20 protein-coding genes are annotated in these 18,889 nt (G+C 68.2%); 14 read left to right on the forward strand and 6 right to left on the reverse strand.

Annotation, left to right across the window (positions count from 1 at the left end):
- Positions 1-41: 41 nt before the first annotated feature.
- The gene (gene xsc, locus AC1IQ6_RS14960; RefSeq protein ID WP_485864849.1) at positions 42-1,853 is read right to left on the reverse strand and encodes a sulfoacetaldehyde acetyltransferase; all 1,812 of its coding nucleotides are present in this window, start codon (positions 1,851-1,853) and stop codon (positions 42-44) included.
- Between the two features lie 161 nt (positions 1,854-2,014).
- Between xsc and AC1IQ6_RS14965 the strand changes: the two genes are divergently transcribed.
- The 6 genes from AC1IQ6_RS14965 to AC1IQ6_RS14990 all read left to right on the forward strand — a co-directional run bounded on the left by AC1IQ6_RS14965 (position 2,015) and on the right by AC1IQ6_RS14990 (position 7,077).
- Positions 2,015-2,773 (forward strand): IclR family transcriptional regulator, encoded by a 759-nt coding sequence (locus AC1IQ6_RS14965; protein ID WP_479729883.1) that lies wholly within the window; start codon positions 2,015-2,017, stop codon positions 2,771-2,773.
- A 59-nt stretch (positions 2,774-2,832) separates the two neighbouring features.
- Entirely contained in the window at positions 2,833-4,221 is a 1,389-nt protein-coding gene (dbpA, locus tag AC1IQ6_RS14970; protein ID WP_102770998.1) for an ATP-dependent RNA helicase DbpA, read from the forward strand.
- A gap of 173 nt (positions 4,222-4,394) precedes the next feature.
- Entirely contained in the window at positions 4,395-4,802 is a 408-nt protein-coding gene (locus tag AC1IQ6_RS14975; protein ID WP_102770997.1) for a DoxX family protein, read from the forward strand.
- 238 nt (positions 4,803-5,040) lie between these two features.
- Positions 5,041-5,205 (forward strand): hypothetical protein, encoded by a 165-nt coding sequence (locus AC1IQ6_RS14980; protein WP_485864850.1) that lies wholly within the window; start codon positions 5,041-5,043, stop codon positions 5,203-5,205.
- A 30-nt stretch (positions 5,206-5,235) separates the two neighbouring features.
- A complete protein-coding gene (locus AC1IQ6_RS14985; RefSeq protein ID WP_485864851.1) occupies positions 5,236-6,468 on the forward strand; it encodes an adenylate cyclase in 1,233 nt (410 codons plus the stop codon).
- 72 nt (positions 6,469-6,540) lie between these two features.
- The gene (locus tag AC1IQ6_RS14990; RefSeq protein WP_102770995.1) at positions 6,541-7,077 is read left to right on the forward strand and encodes a peroxiredoxin; all 537 of its coding nucleotides are present in this window, start codon (positions 6,541-6,543) and stop codon (positions 7,075-7,077) included.
- Positions 7,078-7,083: 6 nt separating this feature from the next.
- Here the strand turns inward: AC1IQ6_RS14990 and AC1IQ6_RS14995 are convergent, their stop codons facing one another.
- Together AC1IQ6_RS14995 and AC1IQ6_RS15000 are read right to left on the reverse strand one after the other, a co-directional pair.
- The gene (locus AC1IQ6_RS14995) at positions 7,084-8,430 is read right to left on the reverse strand and encodes a CoA transferase (protein WP_440130617.1); all 1,347 of its coding nucleotides are present in this window, start codon (positions 8,428-8,430) and stop codon (positions 7,084-7,086) included.
- 255 nt (positions 8,431-8,685) lie between these two features.
- Positions 8,686-9,018 (reverse strand): hypothetical protein, encoded by a 333-nt coding sequence (locus AC1IQ6_RS15000; protein WP_102770993.1) that lies wholly within the window; start codon positions 9,016-9,018, stop codon positions 8,686-8,688.
- A gap of 232 nt (positions 9,019-9,250) precedes the next feature.
- Here AC1IQ6_RS15000 and AC1IQ6_RS15005 point away from each other — a divergent pair, with 232 nt between their 5' ends.
- Positions 9,251-10,453, forward strand: a complete 1,203-nt coding sequence (locus AC1IQ6_RS15005; RefSeq protein ID WP_485864852.1) for an MFS transporter — start codon at positions 9,251-9,253, stop codon at positions 10,451-10,453.
- Positions 10,454-10,485: 32 nt separating this feature from the next.
- A complete protein-coding gene (locus AC1IQ6_RS15010) occupies positions 10,486-10,977 on the forward strand; it encodes a glutathione peroxidase (RefSeq protein WP_102770991.1) in 492 nt (163 codons plus the stop codon).
- Positions 10,978-10,991: 14 nt separating this feature from the next.
- Here AC1IQ6_RS15010 and AC1IQ6_RS15015 read toward each other — a convergent pair whose 3' ends face one another.
- Complete coding sequence (locus AC1IQ6_RS15015) at positions 10,992-11,471, reverse strand: Lrp/AsnC family transcriptional regulator (RefSeq protein WP_102770990.1); 480 nt, start codon at positions 11,469-11,471, stop codon at positions 10,992-10,994.
- Between the two features lie 123 nt (positions 11,472-11,594).
- Between AC1IQ6_RS15015 and AC1IQ6_RS15020 the strand changes: the two genes are divergently transcribed.
- The 6 genes from AC1IQ6_RS15020 (at position 11,595) to AC1IQ6_RS15045 (ending at position 15,759) form a co-directional block, all read left to right on the forward strand.
- Positions 11,595-12,500 carry a DMT family transporter gene (locus tag AC1IQ6_RS15020; protein ID WP_485864853.1) on the forward strand — a complete coding sequence of 302 codons (906 nt, stop codon included), beginning with the start codon at positions 11,595-11,597 and terminating at the stop codon, positions 12,498-12,500.
- A 128-nt stretch (positions 12,501-12,628) separates the two neighbouring features.
- The gene (locus AC1IQ6_RS15025) at positions 12,629-13,330 is read left to right on the forward strand and encodes a glutathione binding-like protein (RefSeq protein WP_102771808.1); all 702 of its coding nucleotides are present in this window, start codon (positions 12,629-12,631) and stop codon (positions 13,328-13,330) included.
- Positions 13,331-13,341: 11 nt separating this feature from the next.
- On the forward strand, positions 13,342-13,806 hold the full coding sequence (locus AC1IQ6_RS15030; RefSeq protein ID WP_485864854.1) for a GNAT family N-acetyltransferase: 465 nt from the start codon (positions 13,342-13,344) through the stop codon (positions 13,804-13,806).
- 52 nt (positions 13,807-13,858) lie between these two features.
- Positions 13,859-14,134, forward strand: coding sequence for a lipoate-protein ligase small subunit (gene lplB, locus AC1IQ6_RS15035; RefSeq protein WP_102770987.1), 276 nt, complete (start codon positions 13,859-13,861; stop codon positions 14,132-14,134).
- Positions 14,131-14,907, forward strand: a complete 777-nt coding sequence (locus AC1IQ6_RS15040) for a lipoate--protein ligase family protein (protein ID WP_485864855.1) — start codon at positions 14,131-14,133, stop codon at positions 14,905-14,907. Before lplB ends, AC1IQ6_RS15040 begins: the two co-directional genes overlap by 4 nt.
- 33 nt (positions 14,908-14,940) lie before the next feature.
- Positions 14,941-15,759, forward strand: coding sequence for an RsiV family protein (locus tag AC1IQ6_RS15045; protein WP_102770985.1), 819 nt, complete (start codon positions 14,941-14,943; stop codon positions 15,757-15,759).
- A 182-nt stretch (positions 15,760-15,941) separates the two neighbouring features.
- Here the strand turns inward: AC1IQ6_RS15045 and AC1IQ6_RS15050 are convergent, their stop codons facing one another.
- Positions 15,942-17,051 (reverse strand): porin, encoded by a 1,110-nt coding sequence (locus AC1IQ6_RS15050; protein WP_485864856.1) that lies wholly within the window; start codon positions 17,049-17,051, stop codon positions 15,942-15,944.
- Between the two features lie 313 nt (positions 17,052-17,364).
- Positions 17,365-18,654 carry a Glu/Leu/Phe/Val family dehydrogenase gene (locus AC1IQ6_RS15055; RefSeq protein WP_102770983.1) on the reverse strand — a complete coding sequence of 430 codons (1,290 nt, stop codon included), beginning with the start codon at positions 18,652-18,654 and terminating at the stop codon, positions 17,365-17,367.
- Positions 18,655-18,889: the final 235 nt, after the last annotated feature.

Raw genomic sequence — 18,889 nt, forward strand, 5'->3', positions numbered from 1 at the left:
AGCGGGCCGGGCGCGGCGGGCGCCGCGCCGCACGGGTCGCGTCAACTGCCGACCGGATCGATGGGCAGCGCCACCTCGCCAGGGCGGAACGGCTGGTTCACGTAGCGCTTGTACTTGTCGAGCAGGCGCACGGGCTGCTTGAGCGCGTCGCGCCGGAACGGGTCGCCCAGCTCCTGGCTGACCATCATCTCCAGCACCGTGGTCTTGCCCTCGGACTGCGCGCGGCACGCCGCGGCGAGCGCCGCGCCGACCTGGTCCTCGTGCTCGACCCGTATGCCCTCGGCGCCCATGGCCCGCGCCAGCTCGGCGAAGTTGGGATTCTTCAGGTTGCTGCCGACGAAGCGGCGCCCGTAGAAATCCACCTGGTTCTTCTTCTCCGCGCCCCACTGGCCGTTGTGGAACACCACGGCCGTCACCGGGATCTGCTCGCGCACGCAGGTCAGCAGTTCCTGGAAGCTCATGCACCAGGCGCCGTCGCCGACGTAGGCCACGGCCGGACGGTCGGGCCGGCCCAGCTTGGCGCCGATCAGCGCCGGCAAGGCGTAGCCGCAATTGCCGAAGCTCATCGCGGCCAGCATGGAGTTGGGCTCGTCGAAGCGCAGGTAGCTGTTGGACACGGAGCAGATATTGCCGATGTCGGTGGACACCATCACGTGCTTGGGCATGGCGCGCTCCAGTTCGCGCAGCATGCGGCGCGGGTGCATGCGCCCGCCCCCGCGCTCGATCACGTCCAGGCTCCAGTCGTCGCGCTCGTGCGCCCAGCTGTCGAGTTCCTTTTCCCATTCGGCCTTCTGCGCCGCGATCTGCCTGGCGCGCTCGGCCTTGGTGCGGGCGCTGGCGACTTCCCGTTGCTGCAGCCTTGCCGTGAGCGCGGCGGCGGCCGGCTTGGCGTCGCCGCAGATGCCGACCGAGACCGGCCGCACCAGGCCCAGCATGCGGTGGTCGGCGTCGACCTGGATGATGCGCGCGTTCTGCGGCCAGTAGTCCAGCCCGTGCTGCGGCAAGGTGCCGAACGGGCCCAGGCGCGTGCCCAGCGCCAGCACCACGTCGGCCTGCGACAGCAGCAGCATGGCGGCCTTGGCGCCCTGATAGCCCAGCGGCCCGCACCACAGCGGATGGCTGGCCGGGAAGGCGTCGTTGTGCAGGTAGCTGGTGACGACCGGCGCGCCCAGCAGTTCGGCCAGCGCCACGCATTCGGCCTGGCCGTCCGAGAACAGCACGCCGCCGCCGGCCACGATGACCGGAAACCTGGCCTGCGCCAGCATCGCGGCCGCCGCTTCCAGGTCCTCGTCGGAACCGGGGCCGCGGCGCACGCGGCGCGGCTCGGGGATGGCCACGTCGATCTCGCCGTAGAAGTAGTCGCGCGGGATGTTCAGCTGGCTCGGACCGCGCTCGGCCATGGCGTTGTCGAACGCCTTGGCGGTGAATTCGGCCATGCGGTCGGGCCGGTTGACGTGCGCCTGATACTTGGTGATGCGCGAGAAGATCGGCAGCTGCTCGGTTTCCTGGAAGCCGCCCAGGCCCATGCCCGAGGTGCCGGTCTCGGGGGTGATCGCCACCACCGGGCTGTGCGCCCAGTAGGCGGCGGCCACGCCGGTCACGAAGTTGGTGATGCCGGGGCCGTTCTGCGCGATGCACACGCCGTGGCGGCCGGTCACGCGCGAATAGCCGTCGGCCATGTGCGCGGCGCCCTGCTCGTGCACGGTGGGCACGAAGCGGATGCCCGCCGCCGGGAACAGGTCCAGCGCGTCCATGAAGGCCGAGCCGACGATGCCGAATACATCCTTTACGCCCTGGGCGACCAGCGTCTCGACGAAGGCTTCGCTGGGCGTCATGTGTTGCTTGCTGCTCATGGTGTCTCTCCTGGCAGGCCGGCGCGGGTCGGGTTGCATCTAGGCCGGCGTGCCTTGATACTGCAGCAGAACGCCCGCCTATCCCAGCCCGCCGCGTTTCATTTTCCGCAAAATCCGTGCGAGCATAGGCATCACCGCGCCGAATCTTCAATTATTGAAAGATGAAAGACGAATCCTCCGCCGCGCTGCGCGCGCTGGCCTTGCTGGAACAGGTTGCGCGCGCCGCACATCCGGTGTCGCTGGCCGCGCTCACCGAGGCCACCGGCCTGCCCAAGCCTTCGGTGCTGCGCATCCTCTCGCGGCTGGTCGACGCCGGCATGCTGCTGCGCGAGCCGGCCGCCAAGAGCTACGTCAGCGGGCCGCGGCTCAGCGCGCTGGCGCGCGACACGCTGATCAATTCGCCGCTGCGCGGCGAACGCCACCGCATCCTCGACAGCCTGGTCGACGAAATCGGCGAGACCTGCAACTGCACCATGCTCGACGGCGACGAAGTCATCTACCTGGACCGCGTCGAGACCGCGTGGCCGCTGCGCGTCAACCTGCAGCCGGGCTCGCGCGTGCCGCTGCACTGCTCGGCCAGCGGCAAGCTGTTCCTGGCCCATATGCGGCGCGAGGCGCGCCAGCGCCTGCTGGCCGCCGCGCCGCTGCCGCGCTACACGCCCAACACCTTGTGCGACGTGGCGGCGCTGGAGCGCGAACTGCGCGCCATCAAGGCCGAGGGCGCCAGTTTCGACCGCGAGGAATACCTGCTCGGCATCGTCTGCATGGCGGTGCCCATCCTGCACGGCAAGCGCGCCATCGCCGCCGTGGCGCTGCATGCGCCGGTGGCGCGGCTGTCCATCGACGGCGCGCGCGCGTGGCTGCCGCGCATGCAGGAGGCCGCCCGCGCGCTGGCCGGCACCTACGAAGCGCGGGCCTAGCGGTACACTCTCGGACGTAACGGACATTCCGTCCCCGCCGCGCTTTTTCCCCTGTTACCGTGACCGACAACGCCTTTACCACCCTGCCTCTTCTGCCCGCCCTGCTCGGCAACCTGCAAAGCCTGGGCTTCGAGCAGATGACGCCGATCCAGGCCCAGAGCCTGCCGCTGATCCTGGAGGGCCGCGATCTCATCGCGCAGGCCAAGACCGGCAGCGGCAAGACCGCGGCCTTCGGCCTGGGCGTGCTGCAGAAGCTGGACCCGGCCCGCCTGGCGCCGCAGGCGCTGGTGCTGTGCCCCACGCGCGAGCTGGCCGACCAGGTCGCGCAGGAACTGCGCCGCCTGGCCCGGCAGATCGCCAACGTCAAGGTGCTGACCCTGTGCGGCGGCGCCGCGGCCCGTCCCCAGGCCGAATCGCTGGCGCGCGGCGCGCACCTCGTGGTGGGCACGCCCGGCCGCATCCAGGACCATCTGGCGCGCGGCAGCCTGGACCTCTCGGGCCTGAACACGCTGGTGCTGGACGAGGCCGACCGCATGGTCGACATGGGCTTCTACGACGACATCGTCGCCATCGCCTCGCATTGCCCGCCGCGCCGGCAGACTCTTCTTTTCTCGGCCACCTATCCCGACAACATCCGCAAGCTGGCCGCGCGCTTCCTGCGCAATCCCGCCGAGGTCAAGGTGGAAACGCAGCATGACGCCAGCCGCATCGAACAGATCTTCTACGAGATCGACGAGCGCGACCGGCTGGACGCCGTGGCGCGCCTGCTGGCGCATTTCCGGCCGGCCTCCACGCTGGCCTTCTGCAACACCAAGATTCGCAGCCACGATCTGGTCGAGCGACTGCAGGCCGAAGGCATCAGCGCCCAGGCGCTCAATGGCGACCTGGAACAGCGCGAGCGCGACGAGATCCTGATCCAGTTCGCCAACCAGAGCTGCGCCGTGCTGGTCGCCACCGACGTGGCCGCGCGCGGCCTGGACATACAGAACCTGGGCGCGGTCATCAACGTGGACGTCACCAAGGACACCGAGGTGCACGTGCACCGCATCGGCCGCAGCGGCCGCGGCGAACAGAAAGGCCTGGCGCTGAGCCTGTGCTCGCCCGACGAAATGCGCTGGGCCAACCTGATCGAGCAATACCAGGGCGCGCCGCTGGTCTGGGCCGACATCAAGTCTCTGCGTCCCAAGGCGGACCGCCCGCTGCGCGCGCCGATGATCACCCTGTGCATCCAGGGCGGCAAGAAAGACAAGCTGCGTCCCGGCGACCTGCTGGGCGCGCTGACGGGCGACGGCGGCCTGGCGTTCGAGCAGGTCGGCAAGATCAATATCGGCGAATTCGCCTCCTACGTGGCGCTGGACCGCCAGATCGCCAAGCAGGCGTTCTCGCGGCTGTCCAACAGCAATATCAAGGGACGGCGTTTCCGCATGCGCTTCCTGGAAGCGTTCTGAACCGGCCTGCCTTCGTTGCAAAACGTCGCGGCGCCGCCACAAACGGTTGATGGTTTCACTACGCTCTTGCCATAATGAGTCGGTCCGTCCCCGGTTCGCGGGGCGCGGAACCAAAGGCTCGCAACCTGCTCCAACGGCCGCAGTCCCTTTCAACCATTAGAAGAGAACCCACCATGATCAAGTCCGATGACACCGGCAAACTGATCCTGCGTCTAGCCCTCGGTATCCTGATACTCCTGCACGGCTTGTTCAAACTCACCGGCGGCGGCGTCGGCGGCATCGGCGGCATGCTGTCGTCGCACGGCCTGCCCGGTTTTCTCGCCTATGGCGTCTACGTCGGCGAAATCATCGCCCCTGTCCTCCTCATCATCGGCATCTACACCCGCCTGGGCGGCCTGCTGGTCGCGATCAACATGATCGTTGCCATCCTGCTGGCCCACACCGGGCAGATCGGCAGCCTGACCAGCAACGGCGGCTGGGCCCTGGAACTGCAAGGCATGTTCCTCTTCGCCGGCCTGGCCATCGCCTTCATGGGCGCCGGCCGCTTCAGCCTCGCCGGCAACGGCGGACGCTGGAACTGAAAACCGCGCCGCCGGCTGTTCCGCGCCATGAGGGCCGCTCACAAGAGCGGCCCTTTTTCATGGCTTCCGGAATCATTGATACGAACGACATCAACCGTCACGCAAACGCAAACATCCGTCACCTGAAAGCTGTTTCGGAACGATTACAGTCCAGAACTGCAAGCGCCGGCCTATGGCCTAATCCTTACAAGCGCAATCGGGGCGCACGCCGCGCCTGGCGCTTGGCAGGAGTCGCACAATGAAAAATAGTCTGTTGCTGATGCTGGCGGTGTCCAGCGCCCTTACCGGATGCGTGGTGGTGCCGGCCCGGCCGGCCCATTACCGCCCGGCCCCGGTCTACTACACGCCGCAGTACTACTACCCGGCCTACCCTGCGCCGCATTACTACTATCGTGGCCACTGATCCGCGCATCCGTCGCGTAAAGGAAAAACCATGATCGCCCCTACCCGGATTCTTACCGCGCGGCCGCTGGCCGCGGCCGTGCTGCTGGCGGCCAGCGCCGGCGCGGTCGCGCAAGTCTATGAAGCGCCGCCGCCCGCGCCCGCCGCTCCCGTGTACGAGGGCGGCGATCCGGCCGACGCCAACCTGGCGCTGGTGGACCGCAGCCCCGAGCCGCCGCCGCCCCTGCCCGTCTACACGCAGCCGCCCGCCCCGGCCGACGGCTATCTCTGGGTTCCCGGCTACTGGAGCCGCAACCACTACGGCTTTTTCTGGGTGCCGGGCGCCTGGGTGCTGGCGCCCTACGTGGGCGCGCTGTGGACGCCGGGCTACTGGGGCTTCGCCAATGGCGTGTACATCTGGACCGCCGGCTACTGGGGGCCGCACGTGGGCTTCTATGGCGGCATCAACTACGGCTTCGGCTACACCGGCATGGGCTATGTGGGCGGCTACTGGAAGCGCGACCGCTTCTACTACAACCGCTCGGTCACCAACGTCAACATCACGCGCGTGACCAACGTCTATCAGCACAACGTGGTGGTCAAGAACGTGGACCAGCGCCGCGTCAGCTACCACGGCGGACCGTCGGGCATCCAGCGCCGCGCCGATCCCCGCGAACTGGCCGCGCGCAAGGAACGCCACACGCCTCCCACCCAGATGCAGCACGGCTACGTGCGCGACGCCAGCCGCGACCGCAACCAGTCCTACGAACGCAACCGCGGCCGCCCGCCCCAGGCCTACGTCAACCACGCGTCCGACCCGCGGCGCCCGGACACTGGCGCGCGGCCCGGCAACGGGCCGGACCGTCAACGCGGCGGTCCAGACCGCGGCCAGGACGGACGCAGGGAGGCGCCGCCGCCGCAACAGCAGCGCGAGCAGCAGGCGCGCCAGCAGGATCGCCAGCAACAGCAGCGCGAACAGCAGATGCGCCAGCAACAGCAACGCGACCAACAGGCCCAGCAGCAGGCCCGCCAGCAACAACAGCGCGAACAGCAGATGCGCCAGCAGCAGCAACGCGACCAACAGGCCCAGCAGCAGGCCCGCCAGCAACAGCAGCGCGAGCAGCAGATGCGCCAGCAACAACAGCGCGACCAACAGGCCCAGCAGCAGGCCCGCCAGCAACAGCAGCGCGAACAGCAGGCTCGTCCGCAGGGCGGCGGCCGCGACCAACCGCGGGGCGAAGGCAACGGCAATGGCAATGGCCGCGGCCAGTCGGGGCGCGACTAGCCGGCCTGGACCCCGGCCCGGCGCGAGACTACAGTAGTAGACCCACCGACGCCCCGACCGAAGGAGATTCCGATGAAACGCACCGCCACCTGCCTGTTGCTATGCGGCCTGCTGGCCGGCGGGTCCGCCCAGGCCGCGCTCACGGTCGGCGCCCCCGCGCCCGACTTCAACGCCCAGGCTTCGCTGGGCGGCGACGTGTTCACGTTCAAGCTCGCCGAGGCGCTCAAGCAGGGTCCGGTCGTGCTGTATTTCTTTCCGGCGGCCTTCACCCAGGGTTGCACCATAGAGGCGCGCAATTTCGCCGAAGCCACGGACGAATACAAATCGCTGGGCGCCACGGTGATCGGCGTCTCGACCGACGACATCGGTACGTTGAAGAAATTCTCGGTCAGCGAATGCCGCAGCAAGTTCGCGGTGGCCGCCGACAGCGACGGCAAGATCATGAAGGCCTATGACGCGGTGCACGACAAGCGCCCGGAATACGCGCAGCGCGTGTCCTACGTGATCTCGCCGCAGGGCAAGATCCTCTATGAATTCACGGACATGAGCCCTGAATCGCACGTCGCCAACACCATGCGCGCACTGCGGGCGTGGAAGACCCGCCAATAAGCGCCGCTAATTGAACGGCCACACCGGCGGGTGCGTGCCCGGCGGGCTCGACGGGCGCGTCCAGCGCGCCGGCGTGGACGAGAAATGCGCCGCATGGCGCAGGCTGACCAGTTCGCCGAAGCCGGAGGGCTCGGTTTCCAGCAGGCCTTCGAAGCCCGGCATCGGACAGGCCAGCCCGCCTTCCACACGCCCCAGGCTGCGCAGCCAGTGCGCGGTCTGGGCCAGCGATACCTGCACGTGCCAGCTGCCGCCTTCGGTCGCCTGGCGCGCCAGCGCCGCCTGCGCGCCGAACGCCATCAGATAGCCCGAGGCGTGGTCCAGGATCTGCATGGGCAACGGCTTGGGCGCGTCCTGGCCGGCCGCCTGGGCCTCGGCGTGGTTGAAGCCCGTGGCCATCTGCACCAGCGAATCGAAGCCGCGGCGGCCGGCCCAAGGCCCCTTGGGACCGTAGGCCGACAGCGACACATAGACGATGCCGGGGCGGATGCGCGCCGCGTCCTGCGGGCCGAAGCCCAGCGCGGCCAGGCCGCCGGGACGGTAGCCCTGCACGAACACGTGCGCGCTGCGCAGCAGATTGCCCAGCGCAATGCGGCCGTCGGCCGTGTCCAGGTCGGCCAGCACCGACAGCTTGCCGCGGCTGGTTTCGATGATGTTGTCGATGTTGGGCAGCTGCGGCGAATTCACCAGCATCACGTCGGCGCCGTAGGCGGCCAGCGCGCGGCCGCAGACCGGCCCCGCGATGATGCGGGTCAGGTCGAGCACGCGGATGTCGCTCAGCGGCCGCGCGTCTTCGCCGTACTTGGGCAAGGGCCGGGCGTCGGCCTCGCCGATGCGTTCTATGGTCAGGAGCGGCTGCGCGGCCAGCGCCTGGCCCTGGGGATGATGGTCCCATTCGTCGAAACTGCGCATGGCCGCCACGGGCAGGCCGGCGTCGGCCGCCACCTGCTCGAAATCCAGCGCTTTCCAGCGGCTCAGGGCGCTCTCGACGGCGGCGCGCGTGGCGCCGTCGCCCTGCGGGCAGCCCAATAGCGCCAGCGCGCCATCGCGGTGATGGGCGAAATTGGCGTGGATGCGCACCCAGCCGCCGTCGCCGCAACGATACATGCCGGTGAGCGGGTCGCGCGGGTCCAGCGCCACGCCGTTGATCTTGAAGTAGCTGCGGCACTCCTGCGCCGCGTGCAGCATGTCCACGCCCACCTGCTGGCGCGCGCCGCCGCGCAGGTGCCAGAGTTCGGCGGCCGCCAGCGCGGCCGCGGCCATGCTGGTCTGCGCCGCCGTGCCGACGGCGAAGGACGAGGGAAGGACCGGATCGGCGCCCGTCAGCACGACGTGGCTCAGGGACTCGGCCGGCATGTCGACCGAGCGCCAGAGTTCCTGCAACACGTCCTGCGGCGCCTTGGCGGCACGCGGGCGACCCTTTAAAAAGGACGGGCGTAGGTCCATCAGATTTCCCATAGCATTCTCTAGTCGTTTATTGGGATTACATGGCGCGGCTCCCATCCGCGTCAATATGCGTGGGTCCCTGGCGTGTTTCATGGTTTGACCGCCGCGCGGCCCGCCCGCGCCCGGACGGACACATCTACTCTTAGTTTTTACATCGGCTCGCGCTCAGACGCCGGCCGCGGCCTGCTTGTCCAGGCGCTTGATGAACACCTGCAGTTCCTTGACCACCTGCTGGTCGCCGCGCGCCTGCGCCGCCTTCAGGCCCGACTCCCAGGCCTCGCGCGCGCCGGCCGTGTCGCCGCGTCCCAGGCGGGCCTTGCCCAGCCACTTCCAGCCCACGGAATAGGCCGGATCGAAGGCCAGCGCCACGCGCAGGTGTTCCTCGGCCTGGTCGAACCGTTCGCGTTCGGCGTAGGCCTTGCCCAGCGAAAAGCGCAGCAGCATGTTGTCCGTGCCCTTGGCCAGCATCGCCTCGAGGCGTTCGATCATTCCATCCATAGCCGCTCTCCTTCAGCCGCTTGACGATTTCGTTGCCGTACATGATAGGACGGCGCCCGCGCGGCCCGCACAATGGCCCCGCGCCGCGCAAGGAATCGGCGCAGGCCCGCCCGACCTACGGGTATACCCTTAACGACGACAGGGCTTTGTCCGGGCGACGCGGCCGCCCTGCCCTAGAATCGCGCCCTTGCCCTTTCCATGCCGCCGCCGCGGCCCACCGTTGTTTTCCTCCATGCCCCTGCACCTCATCGCGCTGGCCGCCGCCGCTTTCGGCATCGGCACCAGCGAGTTCGTCATCATGGGCCTGCTGCCCAACGTCGCCGACGACCTGCACGTCGGCATCGACATCGCCGGCCTGCTGATCACCGGCTACGCCATGGGCGTGGTGGTCGGCGCCCCCATCATGGCCATCGTCACCGCCCGCCTGCCGCGCAAGGCCGCGCTGATCGGCCTGGCCAGCACCTTCGTGCTGGGCAATCTGCTCTGTGCGCTGGCGCCCGGCTATGCCCTGCTGATGGCCGCGCGCGTGTTCACCGCGTTCTGCCACGGCGCGTTCTTCGGCCTGGGCGCGGTGGTGGCCGCCGACCTGGTGCCGCGCAACCAGCGCGCCAGCGCCATCGCGCTCATGTTCACCGGACTGACGCTGGCCAACGTGCTGGGCGTGCCGCTGGGCACGGCGCTGGGCCAGGTGGCGGGCTGGCGTTCCACGTTCTGGGTGGTCAGCGCCATCGGACTGGCGGCCGTGGCCGCGCTGGCGGCATGGCTGCCGGCCCGCATCCCGATGCAGCCCGGCAATATCCTGCGCGAATTCAAGGTGCTGCGCGACCTGCGCGTGGTGTGGCCGCTGGCCGCCAGCGTGCTGGCCTCGGCCGCGCTGTTCTGCGTGCTGACGTATATCGCGCCGCTGCTGCGCGAGGCGACCGGCGTGTCCGAACGCGGCGTCACCGGCGTACTGCTGCTTTTCGGCGTGGCGCTGACCGTGGGCAGCACGCTGGGCGGCAAGCTCGGGGACCGCAATCTGGAGGCCTCGCTGCGCCGCATCTTCTTGGGCCTGCTGCTGGTGTTCCTGGCGCTGAGCCAGGCGGTGTATGCGCTGGCGCCCATGCTCCTGACGGTGTTCGTCTGGGGCGTGCTGGGTTTCGCCGTGGTGCCGCTCTTGCAGACGCTGATCGTGGACCAGGCGGCCGAGGCGCCCAACCTCGCCTCCACCTTGAACCAGGGCGCGTTCAACCTGGGCAACGCCACCGGTGCCTGGCTCGGCAGCCTGGCGCTGGGCCACGGCCTGCCGCTGACCGACCTGCCCTGGATCTCGGCCGGCATCACGCTGGCCGTGCTGCTGCTGACGCTGTGGGGCACGCGCTACTACGGCCGCCACGCCGCGGCTACACTGGACGCACCGGCCGGCGTGCTGGCGCCCTCGCGTTCCGACGCCTGAGCGCGCAGACCCGGCAGCACAAAGGTGGCCCGATGAGCACGATCTACGATTTCTCCGCCCGCGGCATCGATGGCGCGGAACGCCCCCTGGACGCGTACCGCGGCCGCGTGCTGCTGGTCGTGAACGTGGCTTCCAAGTGCGGCTTCACGCCGCAGTACGCGGGCCTGGAGGCGCTGTACCGCAAGTACCGCGAGGCCGGGCTGACGGTGCTGGGCTTTCCCTGCGACCAGTTCGGCCACCAGGAACCCGGCGACGAAGCCGCGATCCGCGAATTCTGCAGCACGCAGTACGACGTCAGCTTCCCGCTCTACGCCAAGATCGAGGTCAACGGCGACGCGGCCCATCCCCTCTACCGCTGGCTCAAGCAGGAAAAGCCGGGCCTGCTCGGCACCGGCCGGATCAAATGGAACTTCACCAAGTTCCTGGTCGGACGCGACGGCCGCCCGATCAAGCGCTACGCGCCCACCGACACGCCCGCAAGCCTGACCGGCGCCATCGAGAAAGCGCTGGCCGCGTCCGCCTGAAGGCGCGGCACTGATTAGCGCAGCGGCGGCAGCCGGCGGCGCACGGTGTGCGCCTTGACGATGGCCGTATTGGTTTCGGCGAATTCGGTCACGCGTTCCAGGATGCCGTCCAGGTGCGAGATCGAGCGCAGCACCACCCGGGCGATGAAACAGTCGTCGCCCGTGACCTTGTCGCATTCCACGAACTCCGGGATCTCCTGGATCAGCCCTTCGACGTGGCGCAGTTGTCCCGGCAAGGGCCGGATGCGCACGACGGCCTGCAGCGTGTAGCCCAGCGCCACGGGATCGAGGTCCACCGTGTAGGCGCGCAGCACGCCGGATTCCTCCAGCCGCCGCAGGCGGTCGGCCACGCTGGGCGCGGACATGCCGACCTGGCGCGCGAGGTCGGCGGTGGTGGTGCGCGCGTTGGCGTCCAGCATCTCCACGAGGCGGCGGTCGATACCGTCCAGCACCGGGCCTTCATTGGTATTTTCGTTTTTTAGGTCGTTGCGCATAAATTTCACCTAAACAAAGGTTCTATGAACGATTGACCGCAACAACATCATATAACCAGCTTGATCCGCCTGGGATAATTTTTCCATCGCATACCGAGGCCGCGCGCCTCCTGGAGAAATCTCATGGCTCCCTCATCGGAACGCATCGGCCTGGCGCAAATGACGGCCGCAATGACGCTGTCGGGCACGCTGGGCGTGTTCGTGCTGGAATCCGGGCAGAGCGCCTGGAACGTGGTGTTCTTCCGCTGCGTCTTCGGCGCGGCGTCGCTGTTTCTGTACTGCTGGCTGCGCGGGCTGCTGCGGCCCGGGCTGTTCACGCGCAAGACGCTGGCGCTGGCGCTGGCGGCCGGCGCGGCGCTGGTCCTCAATTGGGTGCTGCTGTTTTCGGCCTACCGGCTGGCGTCCATTTCGCTGGCCACCGCGGTCTACAACGTGCAGCCCTTCTTTCTGATCGGCCTGGGCGTGCTGTTCCTGGGCGAACGGCCCACGCGCGGCAAGCTGGCCTGGTCGGTCATCGCGTTCGCCGGGCTGATGCTGGTGCTGCGATTGTCCGAGGCGGGCGACGCGGGCGACGGCTATCTGGCGGGACTGCTGCTGGGCCTGGGCGCGGCCGCGCTCTATGGCGTGACCGCCTTCATCGTCAAGCGCCTGACGGGCATCCCGCCGCAGGTGCTGGCGCTGGTGCAGGTCGCGCTCGGCGCGCTCATGCTGCTGCCGATGGCGGACTTCGGCGCGCTGCCCGCCGCGCCCCTGCAATGGGGCTGCCTGGTGGCCCTGGGACTGGTGCATACCTGCCTCATGTATATCCTGATGTACTCGGCCATCCAGAAGCTGCCCACGACCTCGACCGCCGCGCTCAGCTTCATCTATCCCGCGGTTGCCATCATGCTTGATTTCCTGGTCTACGGACACCGCATGGACGGCTCGCAAATCGTGGGCGTGGCGATGATTTTCATGGCGGCCGCCGGCGTCAGCCTGAACTGGAGCTGGCGCCTGCCGCGCCGGGCGCGGCCGGGCACGGCCTGTTAGGCGGATGGCGGCGCCGCCGGCCAAACCCGTATCCAGTCCCCGGTTATTCAGGGCGCGGCCGGCGGCGGCCCGCTATCATGGGCGTTCCGCCCGGCCGCCGCCGCCGGCGCCACGAACAGGACACCCCCATGATCGATCTCTATTACTGGACCACGCCCAACGGCCACAAGATCACGCTGTTCCTCGAAGAAACCGGCCTGCCCTACAACATCCACCCGGTCAACATCAGCCGGGGCGACCAGTTCAAGCCCGAGTTCCTCGCCATCGCGCCCAACAACCGCATCCCCGCCATCGTCGACCAGGCCCCGGCCGACGGCGGCGCGCCGCTGTCGCTGTTCGAATCCGGCGCGATCCTGCTCTACCTGGCCGAAAAGACCGGCCGCTTCCTGCCCGCCGACCTGCGCGGCCGCGCCGAAGTGTCCCAATGGCTGTTCTGGCAGATGGGCGGGCTGGGCCCCATGGCCGGCCAGAACCACCATTTTTCGGGCTATGCGCCCGAGCGCATCCCCTACGCCATCGACCGCTACGTCCGCGAAACCAACCGCCTGTATGGCGTGCTGAACAAGCGCCTGGCCGACCGCGAGTTCGTGGCCGGCGACTACTCCATCGCCGACATGGCCGCCTATCCCTGGATCGTGCCGCACGCCAAGCAGGGCCAGGATCTCAACGAATTCCCGCACCTCAAGCGCTGGTTCGAAACCATCGCGGCAAGGCCCGCCACCGTGCGCGCCTACGCGCTGGCCGACACCGTCAACACCGCGCCGTCGGTCAGCGACGAGGCCTCGCGCCGCATCCTGTTCGGCCAGACCGCCCAGAACGTCACCCGCTGACAGGAGCCGCCATGCCCGATCCGCAACTGGTGTTCCGCCGTGCGCGCCTGGCCGATCTTCCCGCCATCGTCGCGATGCTGGCCGACGACGAACTCGGCGCGGCCCGCGAAAATCCCTCGCTGCCCCTGGACCCGCGCTACACCGCCGCCTTCGGCGCCATCGCGCAGGACTGCAACCAGTTCCTGGCGGTGCTGGAGCGCGATGGAAGCGTGGTCGGCTGTTTGCAGTTATCGTTCATCCCCGGCCTGTCGCGGCTGGGCCAGTGGCGCGGCCAGATCGGGAGCGTGCGCATCGCCTCCTCGGCGCGCGGCGCCGGCCTGGGCCGCGCCATGTTCGAGTGGGCGATCGAGCAGTGCCGGGTGCAGGGTTGCAGCCTGGTGCAGCTCACCACCGACCGCGCGCGTCCCGACGCGCGCCGGTTCTACGAAAGCCTGGGCTTCAAGGCCAGCCACGACGGCATGAAGCTCAGCCTGTAGCCACTGTTTTTCTGTTTGTTCATTACCGATCTGGAATCAGCAAGGAGCGCCCATGCATGGCGAATACAAAGTCCCCGGCGGCAAACTGGTGGTCGCTGACCTGGAAGTGCGCGACGGCCGCCTGGCCGACGTGCGCATCAGCGGCGACTTTTTTCTCGAGCCCCCCGAAGCGCTCGAAGCCATCAACCGCGGCCTGAACGGCCTGCCGGCCGACGCCGGCGAACTCGAACTGGCGCTGGCCGTGCAGTCGGCGCTGCCGCCCGGCGCGGAGATGTTCGGCTTTTCGGCCGAGGCCGTCGCCGTGGTGCTGCGGAGGGCGCTGGCATGACGCGCACCGACTGGAACGATTACGACTGGGAGCTGGTCCACGAAGGCCCGCAGCCGCCCGCGCTGCACATGGCGCTGGACGCCATCATCACCGACGAGGTCGGCGCCGGCCGCCGCCCGCCGACGCTGCGCATCTGGGAATGGTCCGCGCCGGCCGTGGTGATCGGCCGCTTCCAATCGCTCAAGAACGAGGTCGATCCCGAAGGCGCGCGCCGCCACGGCATCGAAGTCGTGCGCCGCGTCAGCGGCGGCGGCGCCATGTTCATCGAGCCGGGCAACTCCATCACCTATTCGCTCAGCGTGCCGCAGGCGCTGGTGCACGGCATGAGCTTCCAGGAATCCTATGCCTTCCTCGACGCCTGGGTGCTGGACGCGCTGCAGGGGCTGGGCATCAAGGCCTGGTACCAGCCGCTCAACGACATCGCCTCGGAGATCGGCAAGATCGGCGGCGCCGCGCAGGCGCGCCGTTCCGGCGCGGTGCTGCACCACGTCACCATGTCCTACGACATCGACGCCGATAAAATGGTGGAGGTCCTGCGCATCGGCCGCGAAAAACTGTCGGACAAAGGCACCACCAGCGCGAAAAAGCGCGTCGACCCGCTGCGCACCCAGACCGGGCTGGCGCGCGAAGCCATCATCGACCGCATGGTGGAAACTTTTGCCGCGCGCCATCGTCTGAGCCCTGGGCAGGTCGGCGAGGTCACCCTGGCGCAGGCGCAGGCGCAGGCCCTGGAAAAGTTCTCCACGCCGCAGTGGACGGGCGTCGTCCCCTGAGCTGCCGTGTCCTGATTCTCTGGAGGTAATTCAATGCGTCGCATGTACACGCCGCGAGGCGCGACCAGCGGTCTCATCCTGGGCGCCGCCATCCTGGCGCTGGCCGGCTGCAGCAGCGCGCCGCCGGCCGACATCACCCTGGCCTCGCCGGCGCCGTCGGCGCAATCCACGCCGCAGCAGCTGGGCGACCTGGCCACCGAACGCATCCAGTGGGCCTCGAACAAGCCCGGCTGCGAAGGCGACTGCCCGCGCATCGAAATCGACAGCGTGGCCTTTCCCGGCATCCCCAAGCTGACGGCGCTGGTCGATCACGTGCTGGCCTACATGACCGGCACCGACGCCAACCGCCGCGGCCCCTACGACACGCTGTCCGAATACACGCAGTACTTCTGGTCCACCGCGCGCCCGCGCGACGCCACCTATTTCAAGGCCAGCGTCAAGGACACCGTCGGCGACGTGATCGCCATCGAGCTGCACACCGAGCAGTACCTGACCGGGGCCGCGCACGGCATTCCCGCCACGCAGTACCTGAACTGGGAACGCAGCCGCGGCCGCGTGATGAGCCTGGACGAAGCCCTGATACCGGGCCGGCGCGCGCAATACGTCGCCGCGCTGCAGCGCGCGCACGCCAAGTGGCTGGAACAGAATCCCGACGCGCGCCGCGATCCGGCGACGTACAACCGCATGTGGCCGTTCCAGGAAAGCGACAATTTCGCGCTCACGCGCGACGGCATCGTGGTCAAGTACGACGCGTATTCGATCGCGCCGTATTCGCATGGCGAGCCCGAACTGAGCATCGCCTATCCCGATCTGCGCGGGATACTCAAGCCCGAACTGCTGCCGCAGTCCTGAACGCCTGTGGCAGGCGCCAGGCCGCGGCGTGGCCGGGGTTCGGGTGAGCGGACTGAGAGTGGAGCTAGGGAGGTGGCCGCTTTTTTCGCGTCTGTGGCCGGGTAAGACGCCCAGTCCGCTCAGTGCAACCGCGGCTCGGCGCAAGGGGCGGCGCGTGCGCGCCGCCCGCTCATGGCCGCGCCTTAGAAGCGGTGGCGGATACCCACGATACCCACGGTGCTCTTGACGCCGTCGATGAAGGCGTAGTCGGTGGCGTACGAGGCCAAGGCGTACAGATTGGTGCGCTTGGACAGGTTGTAGGTATAGCCCAGGCTGTAGACGTTCATGGTCGCGTCGTCGCCGGTCAGCGCATCGCTGTCCGGATCGGCGCGCTGCCACGAGGCCAACAGGTTGCTGGCGCCGCCCAGCGGCACGCTCAGGCCGACCAGGTAGGAATTGGCCTTGAAGCCGGACGCGGCCACGTTGCTGCTGAAGCCCTTGGCTTCGGGGCTGCCGCTGCCGAAGGCGTTGATGCCCTGGCCGGTGAACCAGCCGTCGCGCGTCTGGCCGTAGGCCAGCGCCAGCTTCAGCACTTCGAAGTCATACGAGCCGCCCACGATCCACGACTTCGGCGTGGCGTCGGTGTTCAGCTGGTTGGCCGGATTGAGCTGGTCGTAGGTCACGGCCAGGTTCAGCGGGCCGCTGACGTAGCGCAGGCCGGTGGTGATGGCGCGCGTGTTGTCGGCGGTCTTGAAACCGGTCTGGGCGCTGGTCGTGTCCGAGGCGTTGAACGAGTAGCCGACGCCGAACTGCAGGCCGCTGAACGACGGGGTCGAGTACTGCACCATGTTGTCGTAGCGGACCGTGTTGGCGGCGCTGAAGGCCACGCCCACGTTGGCCTGGCCGTAGCTGGCGCCGAACGGATCGATCGCGCCGAAGTACTTCGAAGCGATGTTGGTCTGGCGGCCCAGTTCCAGCTTGCCCCACGAATCGCTTTGCAGGCCGATGGTGGCCTGGCGGCCGAACAGGCGGCCGCTCTGGCCCGACAGGCCGTTGCCCGAGTTGAAGCCGCTTTCCAGCGTGAACACGGCGCGCAGGCCGTCGCCCAGGTCTTCGCTGCCGCGCAGGCCCCAGCGCGAGCCGCTGGACACGCCGTTGACCATGCCGACCTTGGATTCGTGGTAGTTCTCGCCCTTGATGCGCTGGTAGCCCAGGCCCGTGTCGATCAGGCCGTACAACGTCACCGAGGTTTCCGCCTGTGCCGTTGCGCCGAACGCGCCCAGGATGGCGGCGGCGAACAAAGTCTTTTTCATTGCAAATTCCCGTTGATTGAACAGACCATGAGCTGGTTGCTTCGCATCGCGGGCGACGTCCCCGGCACATGGTTGCAGCGAATTCTAGGGACGCAATGTGTCAATTCGTTATGCGCAAGCCCGGATTTGCCCTGAGCGACACAAATCGGGACATATTGTGGCCGGCAGCCCACACCGCCAAAAAAATGGGGCCCGTACACATGGCTGCAACGCGGACGTGCATGCCGCAATGAAAATCGCCCCTTGCGGGGCGATCGGGTTTGTCTCCTTGCCTCCTCGGGGCGCGTCCGGGGACGCACCGCCGAAGCCGGTATCAGGGATAGAGGCCGCGCACCTGGCGCGCCTGCAGGATGCGCGTGCAGGCGACGATGAACGCCGCCGTGCGCAGCGTGACCTTGTGCTCGCGCGCCACCTGCGACACGGCCGCGTAGGCCTCGCGCATGATGCGTTCGAGACGCAGGTTGATCTCGTCCTCGCTCCAGAAGAAGCTGGAGAAGTCCTGCACCCATTCGAAGTAGCTGACGGTCACGCCGCCGGCGTTGGCCAGCACGTCCGGCACCACGTACACGCCATGTTCGGCCAGGATGTCGTCGGCCTCCGGCGTGGTCGGGCCGTTGGCGCCTTCGACCACGATCTTGGCGCGCACCTTGGGCGCGTTTTCGGCGGTGATCTGGCTTTCCAGGGCGGCCGGGATCAGGAATTCGGTTTCCAGCGTCCAGAATTCGTCCTTGTCCATGGCCTGGCCGCCGGAGAAGCCGCCCACGCCGCCGTGCTGCGACACGTGCGACAGCAGCTTGTGCACGTCCAGGCCTTCGGCGTTGTGCACCGTGCCGGTGTGGTCCTGCGCGGCGATGACCTTGGCGCCGGCTTCATGGAACAGGCGGGCGGCGGTGCCGCCCACGTTGCCGAAGCCCTGCACCACCACGCGCGCCTTGGAGACGTCGATGTTCAGGTCGCGGGCGGCTTCGCAGCCCACCACGAACACGCCGCGGCCCGTGGCTTCGACCCGGCCCAGGCTGCCGCCCAGCGCGATCGGCTTGCCGGTGACCACGCCGGTGGCGGTGGCGCCTTCGTTCATGGAGTACGTGTCCATCATCCAGGCCATGGTCTGGGCGTTGGTGTTCACGTCGGGCGCGGGAATGTCCTTGGACGGCCCGATGATGACGCCGATCTCGGAGGTGTAGCGGCGCGTGATGCGCTCGAGCTCGGATTGCGACAGTTTGCGCGGATCGACGCGCACGCCGCCCTTGGCGCCGCCGTACGGCAGGTTGACCGCGGCGTTCTTGATCGACATCCAGGCCGCCAGCGCCATCACCTCGGACAGCGTCACGTCCTGGTGGAAACGCACGCCACCCTTGCCCGGGCCGCGCGAGGTGTTGTGCTGGACGCGATAGCCCTCGAAGTGGGCGACGCTGCCGTTGTCGAGCTCGATGGGCACGTCGACGATCAGCGAACGCTTCGGGCGCTTCAGGGTTTCGACCCACCGCGCCAGAGAACCGAGATACGGGGTGACCCGATCGACTTGTTGCAGGTAATTACCCCAGGGGCCGAGGTCATCGGCATTCAGGTACGACGGCAAGGCGTGGGTGGGAGTTTGAGACATGAGCATGCTCTCCTGACTGAGTTGCGCCATTTTATCCACGAAAAATATAGCGTCCCCAATTTAATATGAAAAATATTTAATGGGGACATATTTGTGTTGCGGATGTCGAACGGGTCGCAAGCCCGGACCTGATCTGGTCCTATCCTAAGCCGCCGCACTGCGCCCGTCCAGCCCGATGCCCTGCCCGCCGCGACCCCGGGGCGCCAATGCAAAAAGGCGGCTTTCCCGAAAGAAA

The sequence above is a fragment of the Achromobacter sp. MUI-25009338 genome, assembly GCF_057359325.1.